Genomic DNA, 6,120 nt, shown 5'->3' with positions numbered 1-6,120 from the left:
CCCACTCCGTTCCCGCCCCCACCGACACCACCGACAGCTAGGACACCCCGATGACCGACTACCTCTCCACCGGACAGCTTCCCGAGGACTACCGGGACCTGAAGAACACCGTCGCAGACTTCGCGCAGACCGTCGTCGCACCCGTCGCCGCCGAGCACGACGCCAACCACACGTTCCCGTACGAGGTCGTCGCGGGCATGGCCGACCTCGGCCTGTTCGGGCTGCCGTTCCCCGAGGAGTACGGCGGGCAGGGCGGAGACTACTTCGCGCTGTGCCTCGCGCTCGAGGAACTCGGCAAGGTCGACCAGTCCGTGGCCATCACCCTCGAGGCCGGCGTCTCGCTCGGCGCGATGCCGATCTACCGCTTCGGCACCGAGGAGCAGAAGCAGAAGTGGCTGCCGCAGCTCGCCGCGGGACGGGCGCTGGGCGCGTTCGGCCTGACCGAGCCCGGCGCCGGCAGCGACGCCGGCGGCACCAAGACCACCGCCAAGCTCGACGGTGACCAGTGGATCATCAACGGCAGCAAGCAGTTCATCACCAACTCCGGCACCGACATCACCGAGATCGTGACCGTCACCGCCGTCACCGGCGAACGCGACGGCAAGAAGGAGATCTCCACGATCGTCGTGCCCACCGACACGCCCGGCTTCGTCGCCGAGCCCGCCTACAACAAGGTCGGCTGGAACGCCTCGGACACCCACCCGCTGAGCTTCACCGACGTGCGGGTGCCGGCGGAGAACCTGCTCGGCGAGCGCGGCCGCGGCTACGCGAACTTCCTGCGCATCCTCGACGAGGGCCGCATCGCGATCGCCGCCCTGTCCACCGGCGCGGCGCAGGGCTGCGTCGACGAGTCCGTCAAGTACGCGAAGGAGCGCGAGGCGTTCGGCCGTCCCATCGGCCGGAACCAGGCGATCGCCTTCAAGATCGCCCGGATGGAGGCACGGGCCCATGCCGCCCGCGCCGCCTACTACGACGCCGCGGCCCTCATGCTGGCGGGCAAGCCGTTCAAGAAGCAGGCTGCCATCGCCAAGCTGGTCGCGTCGGAAGCGGCGATGGACAACGCGCGCGACGCGACGCAGATCCACGGCGGCTACGGCTTCATGAACGAGTACGCGGTGGCCCGGCACTACCGGGACAGCAAGATCCTCGAGATCGGCGAGGGCACCACCGAGGTCCAGCTCATGCTCGTGGCGCGGGAGCTCGGCCTGTGAGCGCTCAGCGACGCGTCACCCAGCGGGGACTGTGGTTCGAGGAGTTCGAGGTCGGCACGGTCTACGAGCACCGCCCCGGGCGCACCGTCACCGAGGCCGACAACGTCGCGTTCACCACGATGACGATGAACACGCAGGCGCTGCACCTCGACGCCGCCTACAGTGAGGGCACCGAATTCGGTGAGCGCCTGGTGAATTCGATGTTCACCCTGTCCACCCTCGTCGGATTGTCGGTGGCGCAGCTGACCCAGGGCACGATCGTCGCCAACCTCGGCTTCTCGGAGATCAAGTTCCCCGCGCCGGTCCGCCACGGCGACACCCTGTACGCCGAGACCCTGGTCACCGACAAGCGCGAGTCCAAGTCCCGTCCGGGGCAGGGGATCGTCACGCTCGAGCACACGGCCCGCAACCAGCACGGCGACGTCGTCGCGGTCGCGGTGCGCCAGACACTCGTGCAGTGCCGGCCCGCCGACGACACGCAGAAGGGATAGGGGACAAGCATGGGTTCCGTCGACTCCGTGGGTGGTCCGGCGTGGTTGTTCTGTCCGGCCGATCGTCCGGAGCGGTTCGGTAAGGCGGCCGCGACGGCGGATGTGGTGATCCTCGATCTCGAGGACGGGGTGGCGCCGGGGGACAAGGACTACGCGCGCCGGTGCCTGCAGGACACCCCGCTCGATCCGGCCCGGACGGTGGTGCGGGTCAACCCCGTCGGCACCGACGAGCACGAGGCGGACCTGAAGGCGCTGGCGGCCACCGACTACATGCGGGTGATGCCGGCCAAGTGCGAGTCGGCGCAGCAGGTGACGTCGCTGGCGCCGCGGGAGGTGATCGCGCTGATCGAGTCCCCGCTGGGGGCGTTGAAGGTCGACGAGATCGCCCTGGCGGCGGGCACGGTCGGTCTGATGTGGGGTGCGGAGGATCTCGTGGTCGGCCTGGGTGGGCAGTCGTCCCGCCGGGGCGACGGGACGTATCGGGACGTGGCGCGGCACGTGCGGTCGCAGGCGTTGCTGGCGGCGAAGGCGTACGGGCGGTTCGCCCTGGACTCGGTGTATCTGAACATCAGGGACCACGACGGGTTGCGGGCGGAGGCGCTGGACGCGGTGGCGGTCGGGTTCGATGCGAAGGTGGCGATCCACCCCGGTCAGGTGGCGGTGATCCGGTCCGCGTACGCGCCGAGCGCGGAGGATGTGGCGTGGGCGCGGCGGGTGCTGGCGGCGGTGCCGGAGGAGCGGGGGGTGTTCCAGTTCGAGGGCCGGATGGTCGACGCGCCGGTGCTGCGGCACGCGGAGCAGATCCTGCACCGCTCCGGGCAGTCGGAGGGCGCGGCCGGCGCCTGATGGGTATGTGCCAGCTGCGCCTGAGTGTTCTCGGGCCATCAACGTAACGGGCGGTGCCCCGGGGTCGATGTAGGGTCGGGTTGCCTCCAGATATCCAACGGTGTGCTGCAAGTGAGGCACCTGCGTTCGCTCGAACGCTGCCTGTGCCCCGTTCTCGATCGAGGACGGGGCACAGGTGTATCTGGTCCAGCGCAGGGCGACCTCGCGGCCGGCACGGATCTGCGCTCGCAATTGCCCTGACAGCGCGGTGCCCGGCCAGCATTATCGAAGAGATCACCCGATGGAGGAGGTCTCTATGTACAGCGTCGGCGGCCCGGCGTGGTTGTTCTGTCCGGCCGATCGTCCGGAGCGGTTCGGTAAGGCGGCCGCGACGGCGGATGTGGTGATCCTCGATCTCGAGGACGGGGTGGCGCCGGGGGACAAGGACTACGCGCGCCGGTGCCTGCAGGACACCCCGCTCGATCCGGCCCGGACGGTGGTGCGGGTCAACCCCGTCGGCACCGACGAGCACGAGGCGGACCTGAAGGCGCTGGCGGCCACCGACTACATGCGGGTGATGCCGGCCAAGTGCGAGTCGGCGCAGCAGGTGACGTCGCTGGCGCCGCGGGAGGTGATCGCGCTGATCGAGTCCCCGCTGGGGGCGTTGAAGGTCGACGAGATCGCCCTGGCGGCGGGCACGGTCGGTCTGATGTGGGGTGCGGAGGATCTCGTGGTCGGCCTGGGTGGGCAGTCGTCCCGCCGGGGCGACGGGACGTATCGGGACGTGGCGCGGCACGTGCGGTCGCAGGCGTTGCTGGCGGCGAAGGCGTACGGGCGGTTCGCCCTGGACTCGGTGTATCTGAACATCAGGGACCACGACGGGTTGCGGGCGGAGGCGCTGGACGCGGTGGCGGTCGGGTTCGATGCGAAGGTGGCGATCCACCCCGGTCAGGTGGCGGTGATCCGGTCCGCGTACGCGCCGAGCGCGGAGGATGTGGCGTGGGCGCGGCGGGTGCTGGCGGCGGTGCCGGAGGAGCGGGGGGTGTTCCAGTTCGAGGGCCGGATGGTCGACGCGCCGGTGCTGCGGCACGCGGAGCAGATCCTGCACCGCTCCGTCGAGGCCCGCTCGGGCGATCACCGAGGGGGTGCGACGGCATGACCGATACCCCGGTGCCGCCGCAGTGGACCCCCACCGAACAGGACGTCGCCGACGCCCGCATCACCGCCTTCACCCGGTGGGTCGAGCAGCGCCACGGCCTCTCTCTTCCCGACTACCACGCTCTGTGGCGGTGGTCCGTCGACGACCTCGGGCGGTTCTGGCAGGACGTGTGGGACTGGTTCGACGTGCGGTCGCGCACCGATCCGGGACCGGCGCTGGCCGACGCCTCGATGCCCGGGGCGGTCTGGTTCCCCGGGGCGCGACTGAACTACGTGGAGCAGGCCCTGCGGCACGCGCGCGACGACCGCCCGGCGATCGTGTACGTCGGTGAGGACGGGGAACGCACCGAGCTGGGCTGGGCCGAACTGCGCAGGCAGGCGGCCGCGCTGGCCGCCACGCTGCGCGAGCACGGCATCGGCGTCGGTGACCGCGTCGTCGGCTACCTGCCGAACATCCCGGAGGCCGTGGTCGCGCTGCTCGCCACCGCGAGCATCGGCGCCGTGTGGGCGGCCTGCGGCCAGGACTACTCGGCCCCCGCAGCCCTGGACCGGCTCGGGCAACTCGACCCCGCTGCCCTGATCACCGCCGACGGCTACCGGTTCGCCGGGCGCACCCACCCCCGCGCCGAGGCGGTCGCCCGGCTGCGGGAGGGGTTGCCGTCGCTGGCGCTGACCGTCGTGGTGCCCCGGCTCGGTGGTCCGCGGCAGGACCTCGAAGGCGCGCTCACCTGGGAGGCGGCGACCGTCGGGGCCCATCCCCTCGACCCCGAGCCGGTGCCGTTCGACCATCCGTTGTGGGTCGTGTTCTCCTCCGGGACCACCGGCCTGCCGAAGGGCATCGTGCACGGGCACGGCGGGGTGGTGCTCGAGCATCTCAAGGCGGTCTCGCTGCACACCGACCTCGGGCCCGACGACACCTTCTTCTGGTACACCAGCCCGAGCTGGATGATGTGGAACTTCCAGGCGGCCGGGCTGCTCGTCGGGGCCACGATCGTCTGCTACGACGGCAGCCCGTCGCACCCGCGGGTCGACCGGCTGTGGCGGATCGCCGCGGAGGAACGGGTCACCGTCCTCGGCACGAGTCCCGGCTATGTGCTCGCCTGCATCAAGGCGGGCGTCGTACCCCGGCGGGACCACGACCTGTCCGCGTTGCGGGCCGTCGGGGTCACCGGGTCCACGCTGCCCGCGTCCTCGTCGCGGTGGCTGGCGGAGAACGTCGGCGAACACGTCCCGGTGATGTCCATCACCGGCGGCACCGACGTGGTGTCGGCCTTCGTCGGCGCGGTGCGCACCGTCCCGGTGTGGCCGGGCGAGCTGTCGGTGCCGTACCTCGGCGTCGCACTCGACGCGTACGACGAACACGGCCGCCCGGTCCGCGGCGACGTGGGGGAGCTCGTGGTGACCGCACCCATGCCGTCGATGCCGGTCCGTTTCTGGAACGACCCGGACGGGCACCGCTACCGCGAGGCGTACTTCTCCGTCTATCCCGGGGTGTGGCGGCACGGCGACTGGATCACGATCACCGGGCGCGGGACCGTGGAGATGCACGGGCGCTCCGACTCGACGCTCAACCGGCACGGCGTCCGGATGGGCAGCGCCGACATCTATCAGGCCGTCGAGAAACTCCCGGAGGTCGTCGAGGCGCTCGTGATCGGCGCCGAGCAGCCGGACGGCGGCTACTGGATGCCGCTGTTCGTGGTGCTCGCCGACGGGGTCGAGCTCGACGACGAGCTGCGGGAGAAGATCCGCGCGGTCATCCGGGAGCAGGCCTCGCCGCGGCACGTCCCCGACGACATCGTCGCCGCCCCCGGTGTGCCGCACACCCGCACCGGCAAGAAGCTCGAGGTGCCGATCAAGCGGCTCTTCCAGGGCGCCGACGTGGCGCGCACGGTGGATCGCAGCGCGGTCGACGCGCCGGAGCTGCTCGACTGGTACGCGGGGCAGCGGAAGGAGCCGCGGTGACCCGCGTCACCGGACGGCGCATCCGGTGGGGTGAGCCTGATTGGACATCCGTCCTGCTCGGGTGATCCGATGGCCGCATGGACGTCGCGATCAAGATCTTCCTCATCCTGCACTTCATCGGCCTCGCCGGGATCATCGGCTCCTGGCTCGCCGTGATCAAGGAACCGCGCGTGGTGGCCGGCATGCTGCACGGCGCGATCCTGCAGGTGGTGACCGGTCTCGCACTGGTCGGGCTCAACGAGGCGAACGACGCCGACCTGAACCACATGAAGATCGGTATCAAGCTCGTCGTCGCCGTCGTCATCCTCGTCCTCGCGATCGTCGGCATGAAGAAGGAACGGCAGAACCCGGGCTCGACCGCGGCCCTCGCACACGCGGCTGGCCTCCTGGGTGTGGTGAACGTGATCATCGCCGTGCTCTGGTGATGGTCACCCATGTTCGGTCCGCGATCCGATGCGTGGCTCGCCTGCTAC

General features: G+C 70.8%; 6 protein-coding genes. All 6 read left to right on the top strand.

The genetic code is table 11. The features are described 5' to 3' along the window. The first annotated feature begins 50 nt into the window (after positions 1–50). The 6 genes from G6039_RS22825 (at position 51) to G6039_RS22800 (ending at position 6,072) form a co-directional block, all read left to right on the top strand. Positions 51–1,211, top strand: a complete 1,161-nt coding sequence (locus G6039_RS22825; protein ID WP_006947101.1) for an acyl-CoA dehydrogenase family protein — start codon at positions 51–53, stop codon at positions 1,209–1,211. Next, positions 1,208–1,702: a MaoC family dehydratase gene (locus G6039_RS22820; RefSeq protein ID WP_006947103.1), complete on the top strand. Its 495-nt coding sequence runs from the start codon at positions 1,208–1,210 to the stop codon at positions 1,700–1,702. Before G6039_RS22825 ends, G6039_RS22820 begins: the two co-directional genes overlap by 4 nt. Before the next feature lie 9 nt (positions 1,703–1,711). Beyond that, positions 1,712–2,548, top strand: a complete 837-nt coding sequence (locus G6039_RS22815; RefSeq protein ID WP_164528122.1) for an HpcH/HpaI aldolase/citrate lyase family protein — start codon at positions 1,712–1,714, stop codon at positions 2,546–2,548. A gap of 295 nt (positions 2,549–2,843) precedes the next feature. Beyond that, complete coding sequence (locus G6039_RS22810) at positions 2,844–3,686, top strand: HpcH/HpaI aldolase/citrate lyase family protein (RefSeq protein WP_164528121.1); 843 nt, start codon at positions 2,844–2,846, stop codon at positions 3,684–3,686. Next, entirely contained in the window at positions 3,683–5,647 is a 1,965-nt protein-coding gene (locus tag G6039_RS22805; RefSeq protein ID WP_029544932.1) for an acetoacetate--CoA ligase, read from the top strand. Before G6039_RS22810 ends, G6039_RS22805 begins: the two co-directional genes overlap by 4 nt. A gap of 77 nt (positions 5,648–5,724) precedes the next feature. Continuing rightward, positions 5,725–6,072, top strand: coding sequence for a hypothetical protein (locus tag G6039_RS22800; RefSeq protein ID WP_029544930.1), 348 nt, complete (start codon positions 5,725–5,727; stop codon positions 6,070–6,072). Positions 6,073–6,120 lie beyond the last annotated feature (48 nt).

The sequence above is a fragment of the Rhodococcus aetherivorans genome (assembly GCF_011058165.1).
Taxonomy (GTDB): Bacteria; Actinomycetota; Actinomycetes; order Mycobacteriales; family Mycobacteriaceae; genus Rhodococcus; species Rhodococcus aetherivorans.
This window is presented reverse-complemented; position numbering and strand designations above follow the sequence as displayed.

Excerpts from the sequence above, each read along its gene's own strand:
- G6039_RS22825 (WP_006947101.1), top strand. The coding sequence starts at position 51 with ATGACCGACTACCTCTCCACCGGACAGCTTCCCGAGGACTACCGGGAC.
- G6039_RS22815 (WP_164528122.1), top strand. The coding sequence starts at position 1,712 with ATGGGTTCCGTCGACTCCGTGGGTGGTCCGGCGTGGTTGTTCTGTCCG.
- G6039_RS22810 (WP_164528121.1), top strand. The coding sequence starts at position 2,844 with ATGTACAGCGTCGGCGGCCCGGCGTGGTTGTTCTGTCCGGCCGATCGT.
- G6039_RS22805 (WP_029544932.1), top strand. The coding sequence starts at position 3,683 with ATGACCGATACCCCGGTGCCGCCGCAGTGGACCCCCACCGAACAGGAC.
- G6039_RS22800 (WP_029544930.1), top strand. The coding sequence starts at position 5,725 with ATGGACGTCGCGATCAAGATCTTCCTCATCCTGCACTTCATCGGCCTC.